This is a genomic window from Gordonia sp. L191 (assembly GCF_030077625.1).
GTDB classification, from domain to species: domain Bacteria; phylum Actinomycetota; class Actinomycetes; order Mycobacteriales; family Mycobacteriaceae; genus Gordonia; species Gordonia polyisoprenivorans_A.
In genome coordinates, this window is record NZ_CP125996.1 from 4,645,797 (window position 1) to 4,660,973 (window position 15,177).

Genomic DNA, 15,177 nt, shown 5'->3' on the forward strand with positions numbered 1-15,177 from the left:
GACCTCAGGCCTTGGGACCGGGATCCCTGGCGCCGGAATCCCTGGCGCCGGTGTCTTCGGGACCGGAATCCTTGGGGCCGGGGTTCTTGGGGCTGGGGTTCTTGGGGCCGTCGCGGTCGGCGTCGACGTCGTCGTCGCCGATCTCCTCGGCGAGTTGTTCGGCGTCGACGATCGCCTGATCGAGATGTAATCGATCCCAGATCGGCGGGTCGGGCGCGGCCTCGAACCCCTTGTCGCCCTTGATCACCTCGGTGAGCGGCGTGCCGCGCAAATAGCGGATCGCGGTGTTGGCGAAGGCGATCACGGGCACGGCGAGCAAGCCGCCGACGATGCCGGAGGCGACGATACCCGCGCCGATCCCGAGGACCACGGCGACCGGATGCAGTCGCACCGAGCGGCCCATCAGGAACGGTTGCAGCACATGGCCTTCGAGTTGCATGACACCGACGAGGATCGCCAGCACGATCACCGCGGTCAACCAGCCCTGGGTGACCAGCGCGATGATCACCGCGAGGCTTCCGCTGATCAGCGCACCGACGATCGGGATGAAGGAGAACAGGAAGATGACCGTGGCCAGCGGAAGCGCCAGCGGCACACGCAGAATCGCCAGACCGATACCGATACAGACGGCGTCGACGAGCGCGACCACGACGGTTGCGCGCACGTACGCCACCAGCGTGCCGAAGCCGGCGACCCCCGCCGCGACGACCTTCTCCCGGGAGCCGCGGGGGATCAGATGCGCGCAGAACTCCCAGATCTGCCCGCCCCCGTAGAGGAAGAAGATCATCAGGAAGATCATCAACAGCAGGCCGGTGACCAGTTCGGTGGCGGTGGTCGCGGTGGCCAGCGCGCCGCTGGCGAGCTTTGCCTGATTGTGTTGCATCAGGTCGATGATGTTGTTGCCGAGATGGTTGACCTGGGAGGGGTCGATACCCAACGGCCCGTTGGTCAACCACTTCCGCGTCTGGTCGACCGTCGAGACCACCTCGTTGGTCAGTTGCGGGAACCCGCTGACGAAGGCGCGTCCGACAAAGGTGAGCACGCCCGCGACCACGCCGAGCGCGGTGAGCATGACGATGACGACCGCCAACGATCGCGGAACCCGGCGGCGATTGAGGTAGTCGACGGCGGGCACCAGGAACGCCGACAGCAGGATCGCCAATGCCAACGGGACCGTGACCTCGTCGAACTTCTTGAACAACCGACCCACGACGTAGATCGCGGCGAGGATCAGCAGAAGCCGCCAACTCCATTCCGCCGCCTTGCGGACCATCGGATGTACCGCCGACCGGTCGAGGTCGGCCAGACCCCGACCCAGTTGGGACGCACCTGGCTGGGACCCGTCGTCACCATCGCCGGACGCGGAGCCCGCCGGGGAACCATCGTTCACGATTGTCAGCGTAGCGGTCGTTAGGGTGATGGCTATGTCATCGGAGCATCCGTCGGTCGGCGCGCATCCGGCTCTGCGTCGCCGATTCTGGTGGCTCCGATGGGTGTTGCTCGCGTTGGTGATCGTGATCCTCGCGGTCGAGGTGGTGCTGATCTGGCCGAAACTCGAGCAGGTTTGGCACCGAACCGGCGATCTGGACTGGGTATGGCTGGTGGCGTGCATGTTCGCCGCCGTGCTGTCGATGGACAGTTTCGCCCAGGTCCAGCGGGCACTGCTGCGGTCGGCCGGGGTTCGGGTCCGGCAGCTGAAATCGTTGGCGGTGGTGCTGGCGGCCAACTCGCTGTCGCAGACGATGCCCGGCGGTCAGGTCTTGGCGCCGGCGTTCACCTATCGCGAAACCCGCAAGTGGGGGGCCACGCCGGTCGTCGCGTCCTGGCAGGTGGTGATGTCGGGGTTGCTGGCGGGGGTCGGCCTGGCCGTCCTCGGTTTCGGCGGCGCCGTGCTCGCCGGTGCCAAGACCAGCCCGTTCTCGCTGATGTTCTCCATCGTCGGTTTCATCGCCGTCGCGGTCGTCCTGCAGTACCTGGCCACCCACCCCGAGTCGCTGCAGTCCACCGGCGAGCGGGTCCTGGGCTGGTACAACCATCTGCGCAACAAGCCCGAGGACTCGGGTCTGGAGCGTTTCAACGAGGTCCTCGAACAGCTCCGCGCGGTGCAGTTGACCCGACGCGACACCACCATCGCGTTCGGCTGGAGCCTGTTCAACTGGGTCACCGACATCGCCTGTCTGATGTTCGCGTGCTGGGCCGTCGGCGTGCACCCGTCGATCTCGGGGGTGATGGTCGCCTACGCCGCGGGCAAGGCGGTGGGCACCGCGGTGCCGCTGCTTCCCGGCGGAATCGGCGTCGTCGACGCGGTCCTGGTGCCCGCATTGACCACCGCGGGCATGCCGGCCGCGGACGCGCTGACCGCTGTGCTCGTCTATCGCATCGTCAGCTACGTGCTGATCGCAGCCATCGGATGGGTCGTGATCCTGGCGAAGTTCCGGACGGGTATTCGCGACAAGGGCGAACTCGAAGCCACCTACGACCGCGAACGCGAGATGGTGATCGACGAACTCGAGGAGCACGACGACACCGGCACATCCGACGATTCGCCCCGCACCGAGGGCCGCCCGGATCCTCCGAATGACGGAACGAGTTCGGCCTGACGAGGATTTCGGACTACCGTGGGTGACCATGTCGAGTCCTGACATGGCCACCAGGGGGGCCCGGTCCCAGTCGCAGGCATCTGCACACGTGCAGTTGCCGGTCACCGCACTCGTCGACATCGTCGCCGTCTCCGTGTTCGTGCTGATCGGACGGGCCTCACACCACAACGGGTTCAACCCGCTGGGTGTGGCGCAGACGCTGTGGCCGTTCCTCGCCGGGACCGCGGTCGGCTGGTCGATCGTCTACGTCTACTCCCACGTCCGTTCCAGCGACTGGTTCGGTCGCGACTTCCGCCCGGAGCGGCTGGCGCCGGCCGGGTTGGCCATCTGGTTCTGCACCGTCACCGTCGGCATGATCCTGCGATACCTGCTCCACGAGGGCACCGAGGTCAGCTTCATCATTGTCGCGACGCTGTTCCTCGGCCTGGTACTGCTGGGCTGGCGTGCGCTGGCAGCCCTCATCCTGCGGCGCACGGCGACCGCCAAGCCACCCCGGCCGGCCGACGCCGCACACTAGCCGGCCACGATCGGGCCTCGGTCCACACCGGGTCGCGATTGATGACTCAGTTGATCCGGAAGTACTTCTGCGCCACCTGCAGTGCCGCGGTCCCCGACTTCGGTCCCTCGGTGTAGATGACGATGACCTTGCCGCCCTGGACGCCGACGAACCACCCGGGGCCCTCGGGGCCGTTGGTGCCGACCAGCGCCCGCAACCCGGGAGCGCTGGTGAGGTCGCTGGCGTCGCCGGTCTTGGCGGTGGTCGTCATCGCGGCCCAGATCGGGTTGGTCAGTCCGGCATCGAGAGGCCCGAGTGACCCGCCGGCGACCTTGGTCGGGACTCCGTTGATGACGTAGGGCGCCACCGAGCTCAACGTGCCCGACGCGCTGCGCGCCATCGCCACGCCGAGTGCGGCCATGTTGGTCATCGACATCCGCGACGCCGCGGACTGCAGATCGATCGTCGCGACGCCCGACCCCTGGGTAGGGGCGCTGGCGCCGGGGATGGTGAACTGCACGCCCAGGCCAAGCCGATCGAGGACCTGATCGGTGGTCTCCTGGTTGGCGCGGGCCGACTTGTCGACGGCGGCGAGCACCGGGTCGAGGGCGGTGCCGACGGGGTAGGCGGCGTCGAGGTTGTTGCCCCGGCCGGCTGCGTAATCGTTCTGTGCCACACCGAGAATCGCTCCGGTTTTGGCGTCGAGCGCCATGATCGTCGCCGGCTGGCCGACCTCGACGGCGGCGTCACCGAGACCCAGCTGCACGCCTTGGTCGACCGAGGTGGACACGGCAGGCCCGGGCGGGCCCTGCTCGCCGTCGAGTCGCTGCGGGGCCATGCCCGGCCCGACCATCTGCACCTGCCAGCCTGCGGTGGCGTCGCGGATAGCCTGCCAGTAGTTGGTCAGACCCGCCTCCAACGGCGAGGACAGGCGCCGGTCGGCCATGACGAGCATGCCGGCCTTGCGCACGGTGACACCGGGCACCGACGCCGGGTCACGGTTCAGTACGGCCATGTCGGAGTTGCGCAGGGTGACCGCGGTGATGGCCTGCCCCGGCGTCTGGGCCAGCTTCTGATTGATCACCGACGGGGTGATCAGGGGCGCGATCGGGGAAAGCGCATTGGCCAGTGCCGTCGCCGAGGCGTTGACGTTGCGGGTCTGGGTGGGGTCGAGGACGATCTCGTTGACCGGCTGCAGGTACATGAACGTCTTGCCGGACCGGCTGGTGACCGTCGGCGCCGGCGTGGCATCGGTGCGGATCTCCCGCAGGTTGCCGCCCGCCGGCAGCCCCGGATAGATCACGGCCGGATCCCAGGTGACCTTCCACCCGGTCGACAGGTGCCGCGCACCGCCGGAGGTGGTCGAGGTGAAGCTGTGGTCGGCGTCGAACTTCCACGTCGTCTGCAGCGAGAACGAGGCGGTGCCGTCGCTGTATTCGACGGGCTTGCGGACCTCGACGTCGACCTCGCGGGCATTCATCGCCTGGAAGGTCTGGGTGAAGGACTCCCCGGCCTGACCGGGTGCGGTGGTCAGCGACGCCGTCGCCGCCGCGTCCTGGCGTCCCCACGCGGCGGCGAAGGCATTGATCGCCGCCTTGGCTCCGGTGTCGGGGGTCGGCGCGACCAACTCCTTGATGCCGAATGCGGCCGCACAGATCAGCACGACGCACGCGGCCAGCACCGCCCACTTCACACGAGAACCCATAGTCACAATTTTCACTCTAGTTACACGCGATTTCGATCCCGTGGGCTTGCAGTCGGGATTCGGACCGGTCACGATCGTGTCTCGTGCTGCGGTTTTGTCGCGGGTGACCGTCTTCGTCAGTGACACGACGCCCTTGTCGGACGCGACGCCCCTCCCTTTGCCGCGGGTCGTCGGGGCGGCGATCGTCGATGCGGACGGCCTCGACGGGGCATCGGCACGCGAATGCCTGGCGGTACGCACAGGGTCTGGGCGGGGAGTCGCGGTGGCCCGAGCGCGCGATCGCGGGGGCATGTCGCCCGCGCGTGGACGTGGACGTGGGGTGGGCATCGGTGGCGCCTGCCGCCGGGAGGGCGGGGCCACCGGATTGGGGGCCGTCGGGTTCGGGACCTGAACCCCGAGCACCGAACGCTGGTCGACCGTCTGCGGCCGGCGCGGCGGGCGGACCGGTGCACCGTCGCCGACGCGCCGGTCGTGAGGTGCGTTCGGCGCGGGCCGCACCTCGGCTTCGTCATCGGCGGCCCGGTGACGTCCCGAGGCCGAGCGTGAGGCAGTCGAGCGTGGGGCAGTCGAGCGTGGAGGTGTGCGGGCAGCGCGGGACGGGCCCGAATCCGTGCTGTTCTCGGATGCCCATAATGGGGTATGGGCTACACGGTCATTCGGGCCGGAGACAGGAGCCTGACGGCGACCGCCTGGCTCACCTCCTACCATTGCTTCTCCTTCGGGGATCACTATGATCCAGCCAACACCCACCATGGTGCCTTAATTGCATCTAATGAAGAATTTTTACCGCCCGATTGTGGTTTCGGATCACATCATCATCAAGAATCCGAGATCGTCACATGGGTGAGCTCGGGCTCGCTGGTCCACCGTGACTCCGCGGGCCATGCGGGCGTCGTGGTCCCCGGTCTGGCCCAACGTATGAGCGCCGGTCGCGGCATCGATCACTCCGAACGCAACGACCCGTGGCCCGACCTTCCCGGGTCGGGGACCTCGACCACGCACTACGTGCAGATGTGGGTCATGCCCGACAGCCACGGCTTGTCCCCCTCCTACGCCCAGCACGACATCTCCGCGGAGCTGTCCACCGGCGCCCTGGTGGCGGTGGCCTCCGGCGATCCCGCCCACGAGGCGGCCATCTCGATCGCGAACGCCGGCGCGACGCTGTATGCCGCCCGACCCGCGGCAGGCTCCACGATCCGGCTCCCCGGGGCCCGGTTCACCCATCTGTTCGTCGTCACGGGATCGGTGGATGTATCGGCGGACGCCGACGACCCGCAGGCAACCATCGAGCTCGGTGCCGGGGACGCCGCACGCGGAACCGACGTCGGCGACGTGGTGCTGACGGCCGGCGAGAACGCCGAGATCCTGTACTGGGCGATGAACTCGGCACTCGGAGAGTTCTGAACCCAGCTTTTGAAGGATTCTGGGCCGCTCGCCTGCTTTCAGTCATTTCCCCAGTAGCCGCGCTCGCTGACCTGGGCTTTTACAGTCGAGCTACTCGCTGGACGACTGAAAACAGGCGAGCGATGCGCGACCACCGCGGACCAACCCGTCTATGCGGTCACCGAACGCGTCGCCAGGTCCGGATCACATCGCTTCGGCCGCAACCACTTCCGAGATCGTCAGTAGTACCGCCCGACCAGCGGCGCGCGTACCCGGTTGTTGTGTTCGTTCGCCGCCGTGCACGCCCAGACCATGCAGCCGATCCACGCCAGAAACAGCGGAATCCCCACCGTGAAGATCGACAGCAGCGCGGCCAGGACGTACACCCCCAGCATGACCAGCCCACCGGTGACCGTGGAGTAGAACATGCCGAGCGGACCGAAGAAGAAGGTCAGGACCAGCGCCACACCGACGCTCTTCTCACTGCCGACCACCACGACCGGCGGGTACTGGCCGACGGGCACCGGAACCGGCATATACCCGTACGGGACCGGCGACGGGTACACCGGACCGGCCACCGGCGGCGGGGCCGGAGCGAGCGGGGCCGGAGCGGGCGGGGCCGCCGGGAACCAGTCGCCTGCGGACGGCAATTGTCCCGAGGACTGATGCCCCGACGGGAACTGGCCGGAGGGCGGGCGCGAATCAGGCATCTCGGGATACATGGCGTGGAACTTACCCAGCACCACCGACAGCCGCCGGTCAATCGCGAGAACCGCATGGATCGCGGCCGAAGCACCGTCGGCGGCCATGCCGGCTGACGGATCGCGACGGCGGTGACAGGATGGAACGCGTGACTGTGTCGAATACTTCTCTCCCCGCTTCCGGACTGGACCTCGACTGGGTCGACGACGCCGTGCGCGTCCAGGACGACCTGTTCACCCATGTCAACGGCAAATGGTTGGAGTCCCACACCATCCCCGAGGACCGATCGGTCGACGGCGCCTTCCACGTGCTGCGCGATCGGGCCGAGGAGAACGTCCGCGACATCATCGTCGAGGCCGCCGAGTCGAATCCCGAGAGCGGCACCGACGCCGCCAAGATCGGCGATCTCTACGGCTCCTTCATGGACACCGAGCACATCGAGGCGCTCGGCATCGGCCCGATCTCCGGCGAGCTCGAGGCCATCGCCGCGATCTCCGACGTGAGTGAACTCTCCGCACGCATGGGCCGGCTGCAGCGGCGCGGCGTCGGCGGGCTGTTCGGGTTCTACGTCGACACCGACGCCCGCCGGTCCGACCGCTACCTCGTGCACGTCGTGCAGTCGGGACTCGGTCTGCCCGACGAGTCCTACTACCGCGAGGACAAGCACGCCGAGACCCGCGACGCCTACCGGGCGCATGTGGCGAAGATGTTCACCCTCGCCGGGTTCGACGACGCCGACGACCGGGCGGCCACGGTGCTGCGTCTGGAGACCGCGATCGCCGGGCACCATTGGGACGTGGTCCGCCGACGCGACGCCGAGCTCACCTACAACCTGATGAGCCTCGATGAGTTCGGCTCCGCGGCATCGGGTTTCGATCTGCATTCATGGTTCGGCGGTCTGGGCACGGTCGGCGACACCACCTTCGCCGAGGTGGTCGTGGGGCAGCCGTCCTTCGTCACCGACGTCTCGGCGCTCGTCGCTGATGCACCCCTGTCGGACTGGACCACCTGGTTGTCGTGGCGGCTGCTGCGCACGGCCGCGCCGTATCTGTCCTCGGCGTTCGTCGAGGAGAACTTCGATTTCTACGGTCGCACCCTGACCGGCGCGGAGACCAACCGGGACCGCTGGAAGCGCGGCGTGGGCTTCGTCGAGAACGCGATGGGCTTCGCCGTCGGACGTCTGTATGTGGCCAAGCATTTCCCGCCCGAGGCCAAGGCTCGGATGGACGAACTGATCGGCAACCTCGTCGAGGCCTACCGCCGCAACATCTCCGAACTGGAGTGGATGACCCCGGCCACCCGGGAGAAGGCGCTGACCAAGCTCGACAAGTTCACCCCGAAGATCGGCTACCCGGCGCGCTGGCGGGACTACGGTGCGCTGACCGTCGATCGTGGTGACCTCGTCGGAAATGTCGCGCGCGCCGCGTCTTTCGAGCAGGATCGGGAGTTCGCGAAGATCGGCGCACCGGTCGACCGTGACGAGTGGTTCATGACGCCGCAGACGGTCAACGCCTACTACAACCCGGGCATGAACGAGATCGTCTTCCCCGCAGCCATCCTGCAGCCGCCGTTCTTCGATCCCGATGCCGACGACGCCGCCAACTACGGCGGGATCGGCGCGGTGATCGGACACGAGATCGGCCACGGCTTCGACGATCAGGGCGCCAAGTACGACGGCGACGGCAATCTCGTGAACTGGTGGAGCGACGCCGACCGATCCGAGTTCTCCTCTCGCACCCGCAAACTCATCGACCAGTACAACGAGTTCACACCCGAGGGTCTCGACGAGAAGTACAAGGTCAACGGCGAGTTCACCATCGGCGAGAACATCGGCGACCTCGGCGGGTTGTCGATCGCGCTCGTCGCCTACGATCTCGCGACCTCGGGGACCGACGTGCCGGAGATCGACGGCCTCACCGGAACCCAGCGGGTGTTCTACAGCTGGGCGCAGATCTGGCGCACCAAAACCCGTGACGCCGAGGCCATCCGCCGACTGTCGATCGATCCGCATTCGCCGCCGGAGTTCCGGTGCAACGGGGTCGTCCGCAACATCGACGCGTTCTATCGGGCGTTCGGCGTCACCGAGGGCGACGCGTTGTTCCTCCCGGACGCCGACCGTGTCCGGATCTGGTGAACCGCATCGCCGTCGACTGATCGGCGGCCACGAGATCACCCGCCGCGAGATGGCCGCCGCCGTGGTGCGGCCGATCGCGGCGGGTGTGATCTTGTTGTTCGGCTACTTCCTGCTGCCCATCAACGCCGCGAGCAACTCCAGGGCTCTCGGCTTCTTCGTCGGTGTCGCACTGCTGATCGCGTTCTGCGGCTACGAGATCCGCCACTTCCTGCGGTCACCGTACCCGGTGGTCACCGCCCTGGAGATGCTGGTGGCGCTGGCCACCTTCTACGTGATCGCCTTCGCGACAATGTATTTCATCTTCTCCGACTACGATCACGGTAGTTTCACCGAGAAGCTCACGCGAATCGACGCGCTGTACTTCAGTCTGACGGTGTTCACGACCACCGGATTCGGAGACATCGCCGCCGTCGCACAGGAAACCCGTGTCGCGGTGTCGATCCAGATGGTCAGCACCTTCGCCCTGCTCGGCCTCGGAATCCGGTTCCTGAGCCTGCTGGTCAGCACACGACGCACACCGACCGGCCACGACGGGCCGGCCGGTTAGCGCGGTGCCGAACTTCGGTGTCGAACTTCGGTATCGAACTTCGGTGCGGGTCAGTAGTCGTCGTCGCCGTAGACGATCATTCCGCGAATGTTCTTGCCCGACAGCATGTCGTCGTAGGCCTCGTTGATCTGATCGTGCCGGTAGGTGGTGGTGATCAGATCCGACAGATTCAGCCGCCCGGCCCGGTACTCACGCAATAGGTTCGGGATCTGGGTACGCGGTCCGGTCCCGCCGAAGATCGCACCCTGGACCCGCTTCTGCAGCAGGGTCAGCTCGAACAGGTTGAGCTTGACGTCCATCGAGGCGAAGTTGCCCATGCCGGTGACGACCACCTGGCCGCCCTTGCCGGTCAGGCTCAACGCCGGCGCGATGATGTCACCGAAGATCTCGCCGACGGTGATCACCGTGGTGTTGGCCATCTTGCCCCAGGTGATCTCACCGAGGACCGGGGCGGCCTCTTCGATCGAGGCGAAGGTGTGTGTGGCGCCGAGCTTTTCGGCCATCTGCAGCTTGAACGGCACCGGGTCGATGGCGACGACGTAGCGCGCGCCGGCCGCGGCGGCACCCTGGATCGAATTGATCCCGACGCCGCCGATACCGATGACGACCACCGTGTCGCCGGTGTGGGTGTCGCCGATCTCGACGGCCGATCCCCATCCGGTGGCCACACCGCAACCGAGCAGCGCCGCCTCGCGCAGCGGGATGTCGTCCTCGATCTTGACCAACGACGCCTCGTTGACGGTGATGTAGGGCGCGAAGGTGCCCAGCAGACACATCGGTGTCAGTGGCGTCCCGTCGGCGGTGTGCAGGCGGTGGGTGTCATCGGAGATCGACAATCCCGTCAGCAACCGTGCGCCCTCGTCACAGATGTTCTGCAGCCCTCGCGAGCACGGTTCGCAGGTGCCGCAGGCCGGGATGAATGCGGTGACGACGTGATCACCTTCGGCCAGCCGGGTGACGCCCGGACCCACCTTGGTGACCACGCCTGCGCCCTCGTGGCCGCCGAGCACCGGCATCGGTGCCGGGCTGTCGCCGGTGCGCAGATGATGGTCGGAATGGCACAGCCCGGACGCGGCCAAGCGCACCTGGACCTCGCCGGCGACCGGGTCGCCGACCTCGATCTCCTCGATCTGCCACGGTTGTCCGGGTTCGCGCAGGATCGCGCCCTTGGTCTTCATGGTTCTGCCCCTTTCTCGGCACAGTCAAATGCCCCGGTCGCCATCGTCGTCCATCCATGCACGCCTCGGCATAGATTTCGTCAGATAGGTTCCCCCGCAGGGCATCTACGCACCGCTCGGCGTCGGCAATGCCCGCGATCGGTACGCAAGTACCGACGCGACCGGTTCACCGCCGCACGCGACCCCTCCGATCCCGCCGCGGCGCCGAATGACTTCCGGACTCGTGAAAGGATGACCGCATGGCCAGTTCGGAAATGCCCGACTCTCGACCTTCCCGGCGCTCGTTTCTGCGCTGGCTGATTCCGGCCCTGCTGATCCTGGTGTGGCTGATCATCGGCGGGGGGCTCGGGCCGTTCGCCGGGAAACTCGCCTCGGTCTCGACCAACGACAACACCGCGTTCCTGCCCGCTTCGGCCGAGTCGACCCAGGTCAACGATCAACTGTCCCGATTCCAGGACACCACCGAGATCCCGGCGATCGTGATCGCGGTCCGCGACTCGGGGATCACCGCGGCCGACCGTGCCTACCTCACCGAGCAGACCCAGCGCCTGCAGGACAAAGAGGGCTTCGCGTCGGCGTTCTCACCGGTCATCGGCTCCGAGGACGGCAAGGCCGCCGAGGTCTTCATCCCGATCTCCACCAAGGGCGAGCCCGCCGACACCGTCAAGACACTGCGGGATTCGCTGGCCAATCCGCCCAACGGCCTCGAGGTCAAGGTCACCGGACCGGCCGGGCAGGTCGCCGACCTCGGCGAGGCCTTCGCCGGCATCGACGGTCTGCTGCTGCTGGTGGCCGGTGCCGTCGTCGTACTGATCCTCGTCGTCGTCTACCGCAGCCCGATCCTGCCGTTCGTCGTGCTCATCTCGGCGATCTTCGCGCTCGGTCTGGCCTCCGGAGCGGTGTACTTCGCCGCCGATCAGGGCTGGCTGGAACTCAACGGGCAGAGCCAGGGCATCCTGTTCATCCTGGTCTTCGGCGCCGCCACCGACTACGCATTGCTGCTGGTGTCGCGGTTCCGGGAGGAACTGATGCACACCGCCGACAAGTACACGGCGGTGCGTCGGGCGTGGCGGGCCACCATCGAGCCGGTGGCGGCGTCGGCGGGCACGGTCATCCTCGGCGTGCTCTGCCTGCTGTTCTCCGACCTCAATTCCAACCGCAGCCTCGGACCGGTCGCCGCGCTCGGCATCGTCGCCTCCTTCCTCGCGTCGATGACCTTCCTGCCGGCCGCACTGGCCCTGCTCGGCCGGGCCGCGTTCTGGCCGTTGCGCCCGCACCTGGTCGAGACCGCCGAGACAAACACCGACGCCGACAACACCGACACCAACAACACAAAGTCCGGCGCCACCAACGCCGACTTCGACGACGCCACCTCGAACACCCATCGCTTCTGGTACGCGATCGCCCAGTGGGTCGCCACGCGCCCCCGTACCGTGTGGATCGCAACGTTGATCCTGCTGGTCATCGGTGCGTCGTTCGCCCCGATGTTCAAGGCCGACGGCATCGCCCAGACCGACTTCTTCCTCGGTGACGTCGATTCGGTTGCCGGCGCGCAACTGCAGGCACAGCATTTCGACGCCGGTGCCGGCACCCCGACGTGGATTCTCACCCGTGCCGATCGCGCCGACGAGGTCGTCGCCGCGACCCGCGGTGTCGACGGTGTCGCGCAGGTCAGTGTGCTCAGCAGCAACGGCGAGCCCGTCGTCCGCGACGGCGAGGTCGCGGTGCAGGCCACCTTGTCGGACAACGCCGAGTCCCTCGCCGCGCAGGACACCGTCGAACGCATCCGCGCCAAGGTGCATGCGATCTCCGGGGCAGACGCGAAGGTCGGTGGTACGACGGCCGTCGACCTCGATACCCGCACCACCGCGATCCACGATCGCAATCTGATCATCCCGATCGTGCTGATCGTGGTCCTCGCGGTGCTGATCCTGTTGCTGCGCAGCATCCTCGCGCCGGTGTTGCTGCTGGCGACCACGGTGTTGTCGTTCGCGACCACGCTCGGTGTGGCGGCCCTGCTCTTCAACGGCCCCTTCGGTTTCCCCGGCGCCGACCCGGTGGTCCCGTTGTTCGCGTTCGTGTTCCTCGTCGCCCTGGGCATCGACTACAACATCTTCCTGATGACCCGGGTGCGCGAGGAGTCGATCCGGCACGGCACCCGCGCCGGCATCATCCGCGGGTTGACCTCGACCGGCGGTGTCATCACCTCTGCCGGTGTGGTTCTCGCCGCCACCTTCGCGGCCCTGGCGGTGATCCCGCTGCTGTTCCTCGCGCAGGTCGCGTTCCTCGTGGCCTTCGGCGTCCTCGTCGACACCCTGATCGTGCGGACCCTGCTCGTACCCGCCCTGTCACTCGATATCGGCAGCCGCATCTGGTGGCCAAGCAGCTTGTCCCACAAGAGATCCGAGCCCGACGAGGACTCCGGCAATTCGGTCGTCACCGGCACCTCGGCGGCGGGGGGAAGTGTTTCCTGAGGGTTACGCGATTTCCAGCCCAACCGGCGGGTAACCCGATAGCGTCGGCTTCACCGCACTGGGAAAGCAGGTGACCAACGATGACTCTCGCCGAACACTCCACCCCGACGCGGGCGGACTTCGCCTCGCTGCGTCGCGGTGGACTGAACTGGGACTCGTTTCCCTTGCGGCTGTTCGTGAAAGGCAATGGGCGGTTCTGGGATCCGGCCGCGATCGACTTCAGCCGCGACGCCGAGGACTGGCACGAGATCACCGACGAGCAACGACGCAGCACGACGTTTCTGGTCAGTCAGTTCATCGCGGGTGAAGAAGCCGTCACCCAGGACATCCAGCCGTTCATGAAGGCGATGGCCGCCGAGGGGCGCTTCGGCGACGAGATGTATCTGTCGCAGTTCTGCTTCGAGGAGGCCAAGCACACGCAGGTGTTCCGTCGCTGGATGGATTCGGTGGGGCTCGACGACGATCTGCAGTCCTTCGTCGCCGACAACCCGTACTACCGCCAGCTGTTCTACGAGGAGTTGCCGCAGAGCCTGCACGTCCTCGACCACGATCCGTCCCCGCTCAATCAGATCCGCGCCAGCGTCACCTACAACCACGTCATCGAGGGGTCGCTGGCGTTGACGGGCTATCACGCGTGGCAGACCGTGTGCACCCGGCACGGCATCTTCCCCGGCATGCAGCGGTTGATCCGGTTCATCGGCGACGACGAGCGGCGCCACATGGCGTGGGGGACGTTCACCTGCCGTCGTCATGTGGCCGCCGACGACTCGCTGTGGGAGGCGATCAACACCCGGATGGGCGAGCTGATGCCGTTGGCGCTGGACATGATCACGTGGGTCAACGAGCAGTTCGACGAGCAGCCGTTCGGTCTGGACAACAACGAGTTCCTCGCCTACGCCGCCGACCGGGCACAGCGACGGCTGCATGCGATCGAGTCGGCCCGCGGTCGCGACGTCGCCGAGATCGATCTCGACTACTCCCCTGCCGAACTCGAGGAGCGGTTCGGTGAGGAGGAGGCCGAAGCGCTCGGCACCTGACGGCCGACCCCGATGACAAACAACTAGAACACGTTCTAGTCTGTGGGGGTGGATGTCTCCTTTGACGCGACCCGACGCGAGCTGACCACCGACAAGGGCGTGCTGCGCTACCACGAGGCCGGCGCTGCCGACGCACCGCCGCTGATCCTGCTCCACGGCTCCGGCCCGGGCGTGACCGGATGGCGCAATTACCGCGGTAACCTCGGCTTTTTCGCCCAGACCCATCACTGCTACGTCATCGAGTTCCCCGGCTTCGGGGTCAGCGATGCGTGGGAGGGCATGCCGGTGCTGACCGCCGGCAAGTCGGTGATCACCTTCATGGACGCACTCGGGATCGCCTCGGCGCCGATGATCGGCAACTCGATGGGCGGCGTCGTCGGGGTGAACCTGGCCATCCGCACACCCGATCGCGTCGAGAAGCTGGTGACCATCGGCGGCGTCGGCCCCAACCTGTTCAGCCCCAGCCCGAGCGAAGGCCTCCGTCTCCTGCAGGAGTTCGCCGACGACCCCGATCGCGACAAGCTCGTCCGTTGGCTGACCGCGATGGTCTACGACCGCACCCTGGTCACCGAGGAACTCATCAGTGAGCGCTGGGAGGTGGCGATGAATCCCGACGCCTTGGCTACGGCCAGAACGATGTACGGCTCAGCATCTTTCGAGATGCAACAGCAGTTCATGGCGACCGCCGACATCCCGCCGTACTGGGCGATGATGCACAAGATCTCCTGCCCGACGCTGCTCACCTGGGGCCGCGACGACCGTGTCAGTCCCCCCGACATGGCGCTGGCGCCGATGCGGCTGATCCCCGACGCACAACTGCACATCTTTCCGCGGTGTGGCCACTGGGTGATGATCGAGGCCAAGGAGGCCTTCGAGGCGACGGTGGCGGCGTTCCTGGCGAGCTGACCGGCCGCTTTGTCT

12 protein-coding genes are annotated in these 15,177 nt (G+C 67.0%); 8 read left to right on the forward strand and 4 right to left on the reverse strand.

Annotation, left to right across the window (positions count from 1 at the left end):
• Positions 1-4 precede the first annotated feature (4 nt).
• Positions 5-1,273, reverse strand: coding sequence for an AI-2E family transporter (locus QNM97_RS20980; protein ID WP_283823273.1), 1,269 nt, complete (start codon positions 1,271-1,273; stop codon positions 5-7).
• 151 nt (positions 1,274-1,424) lie between these two features.
• On the opposite strand from QNM97_RS20980, the gene QNM97_RS20985 reads away from it, so the two are divergent.
• Together QNM97_RS20985 and QNM97_RS20990 are read left to right on the forward strand one after the other, a co-directional pair.
• Positions 1,425-2,600 (forward strand): lysylphosphatidylglycerol synthase transmembrane domain-containing protein, encoded by a 1,176-nt coding sequence (locus QNM97_RS20985; protein ID WP_283820161.1) that lies wholly within the window; start codon positions 1,425-1,427, stop codon positions 2,598-2,600.
• A gap of 28 nt (positions 2,601-2,628) precedes the next feature.
• A complete protein-coding gene (locus tag QNM97_RS20990) occupies positions 2,629-3,117 on the forward strand; it encodes a DUF3054 domain-containing protein (RefSeq protein ID WP_283820162.1) in 489 nt (162 codons plus the stop codon).
• Between the two features lie 46 nt (positions 3,118-3,163).
• Here the strand turns inward: QNM97_RS20990 and QNM97_RS20995 are convergent, their stop codons facing one another.
• Positions 3,164-4,801: an NTF2-like N-terminal transpeptidase domain-containing protein gene (locus tag QNM97_RS20995; RefSeq protein WP_283820163.1), complete on the reverse strand. Its 1,638-nt coding sequence runs from the start codon at positions 4,799-4,801 to the stop codon at positions 3,164-3,166.
• A gap of 639 nt (positions 4,802-5,440) precedes the next feature.
• Between QNM97_RS20995 and QNM97_RS21000 the strand changes: the two genes are divergently transcribed.
• Entirely contained in the window at positions 5,441-6,205 is a 765-nt protein-coding gene (locus tag QNM97_RS21000; protein WP_283820164.1) for a pirin family protein, read from the forward strand.
• A 218-nt stretch (positions 6,206-6,423) separates the two neighbouring features.
• Here QNM97_RS21000 and QNM97_RS21005 read toward each other — a convergent pair whose 3' ends face one another.
• Entirely contained in the window at positions 6,424-6,993 is a 570-nt protein-coding gene (locus QNM97_RS21005) for a hypothetical protein (protein WP_283820165.1), read from the reverse strand.
• A 32-nt stretch (positions 6,994-7,025) separates the two neighbouring features.
• Between QNM97_RS21005 and QNM97_RS21010 the strand changes: the two genes are divergently transcribed.
• Both QNM97_RS21010 and QNM97_RS21015 read left to right on the forward strand, forming a co-directional pair.
• Entirely contained in the window at positions 7,026-9,020 is a 1,995-nt protein-coding gene (locus QNM97_RS21010) for a M13 family metallopeptidase (protein ID WP_283820166.1), read from the forward strand.
• A complete protein-coding gene (locus tag QNM97_RS21015; protein ID WP_283820167.1) occupies positions 9,004-9,567 on the forward strand; it encodes a potassium channel family protein in 564 nt (187 codons plus the stop codon). Before QNM97_RS21010 ends, QNM97_RS21015 begins: the two co-directional genes overlap by 17 nt.
• Before the next feature lie 50 nt (positions 9,568-9,617).
• Here QNM97_RS21015 and QNM97_RS21020 read toward each other — a convergent pair whose 3' ends face one another.
• On the reverse strand, positions 9,618-10,745 hold the full coding sequence (locus QNM97_RS21020) for an NDMA-dependent alcohol dehydrogenase (protein WP_283820168.1): 1,128 nt from the start codon (positions 10,743-10,745) through the stop codon (positions 9,618-9,620).
• Positions 10,746-10,984: 239 nt separating this feature from the next.
• Here QNM97_RS21020 and QNM97_RS21025 point away from each other — a divergent pair, with 239 nt between their 5' ends.
• The 3 genes from QNM97_RS21025 (at position 10,985) to QNM97_RS21035 (ending at position 15,162) form a co-directional block, all read left to right on the forward strand.
• The gene (locus QNM97_RS21025) at positions 10,985-13,219 is read left to right on the forward strand and encodes an MMPL family transporter (protein WP_283820169.1); all 2,235 of its coding nucleotides are present in this window, start codon (positions 10,985-10,987) and stop codon (positions 13,217-13,219) included.
• 80 nt (positions 13,220-13,299) lie between these two features.
• Positions 13,300-14,256, forward strand: a complete 957-nt coding sequence (locus QNM97_RS21030; protein ID WP_283820170.1) for a R2-like ligand-binding oxidase — start codon at positions 13,300-13,302, stop codon at positions 14,254-14,256.
• 48 nt (positions 14,257-14,304) lie between these two features.
• Positions 14,305-15,162 (forward strand): alpha/beta fold hydrolase, encoded by an 858-nt coding sequence (locus tag QNM97_RS21035; protein ID WP_283820171.1) that lies wholly within the window; start codon positions 14,305-14,307, stop codon positions 15,160-15,162.
• Positions 15,163-15,177 lie beyond the last annotated feature (15 nt).

Bases quoted from the DNA above. Each gene is read 5' to 3' on its own strand.
- QNM97_RS20980 (WP_283823273.1), bottom strand. From the start codon at position 1,273: ATGGTCCGCAAGGCGGCGGAATGGAGTTGGCGGCTTCTGCTGATCCTC.
- QNM97_RS20985 (WP_283820161.1), top strand. From the start codon at position 1,425: ATGTCATCGGAGCATCCGTCGGTCGGCGCGCATCCGGCTCTGCGTCGC.
- QNM97_RS20990 (WP_283820162.1), top strand. From the start codon at position 2,629: ATGTCGAGTCCTGACATGGCCACCAGGGGGGCCCGGTCCCAGTCGCAG.
- QNM97_RS20995 (WP_283820163.1), bottom strand. From the start codon at position 4,801: ATGGGTTCTCGTGTGAAGTGGGCGGTGCTGGCCGCGTGCGTCGTGCTG.
- QNM97_RS21000 (WP_283820164.1), top strand. From the start codon at position 5,441: ATGGGCTACACGGTCATTCGGGCCGGAGACAGGAGCCTGACGGCGACC.
- QNM97_RS21005 (WP_283820165.1), bottom strand. From the start codon at position 6,993: ATGGCCGCCGACGGTGCTTCGGCCGCGATCCATGCGGTTCTCGCGATT.
- QNM97_RS21010 (WP_283820166.1), top strand. From the start codon at position 7,026: ATGGAACGCGTGACTGTGTCGAATACTTCTCTCCCCGCTTCCGGACTG.
- QNM97_RS21020 (WP_283820168.1), bottom strand. From the start codon at position 10,745: ATGAAGACCAAGGGCGCGATCCTGCGCGAACCCGGACAACCGTGGCAG.
- QNM97_RS21025 (WP_283820169.1), top strand. From the start codon at position 10,985: ATGGCCAGTTCGGAAATGCCCGACTCTCGACCTTCCCGGCGCTCGTTT.
- QNM97_RS21030 (WP_283820170.1), top strand. From the start codon at position 13,300: ATGACTCTCGCCGAACACTCCACCCCGACGCGGGCGGACTTCGCCTCG.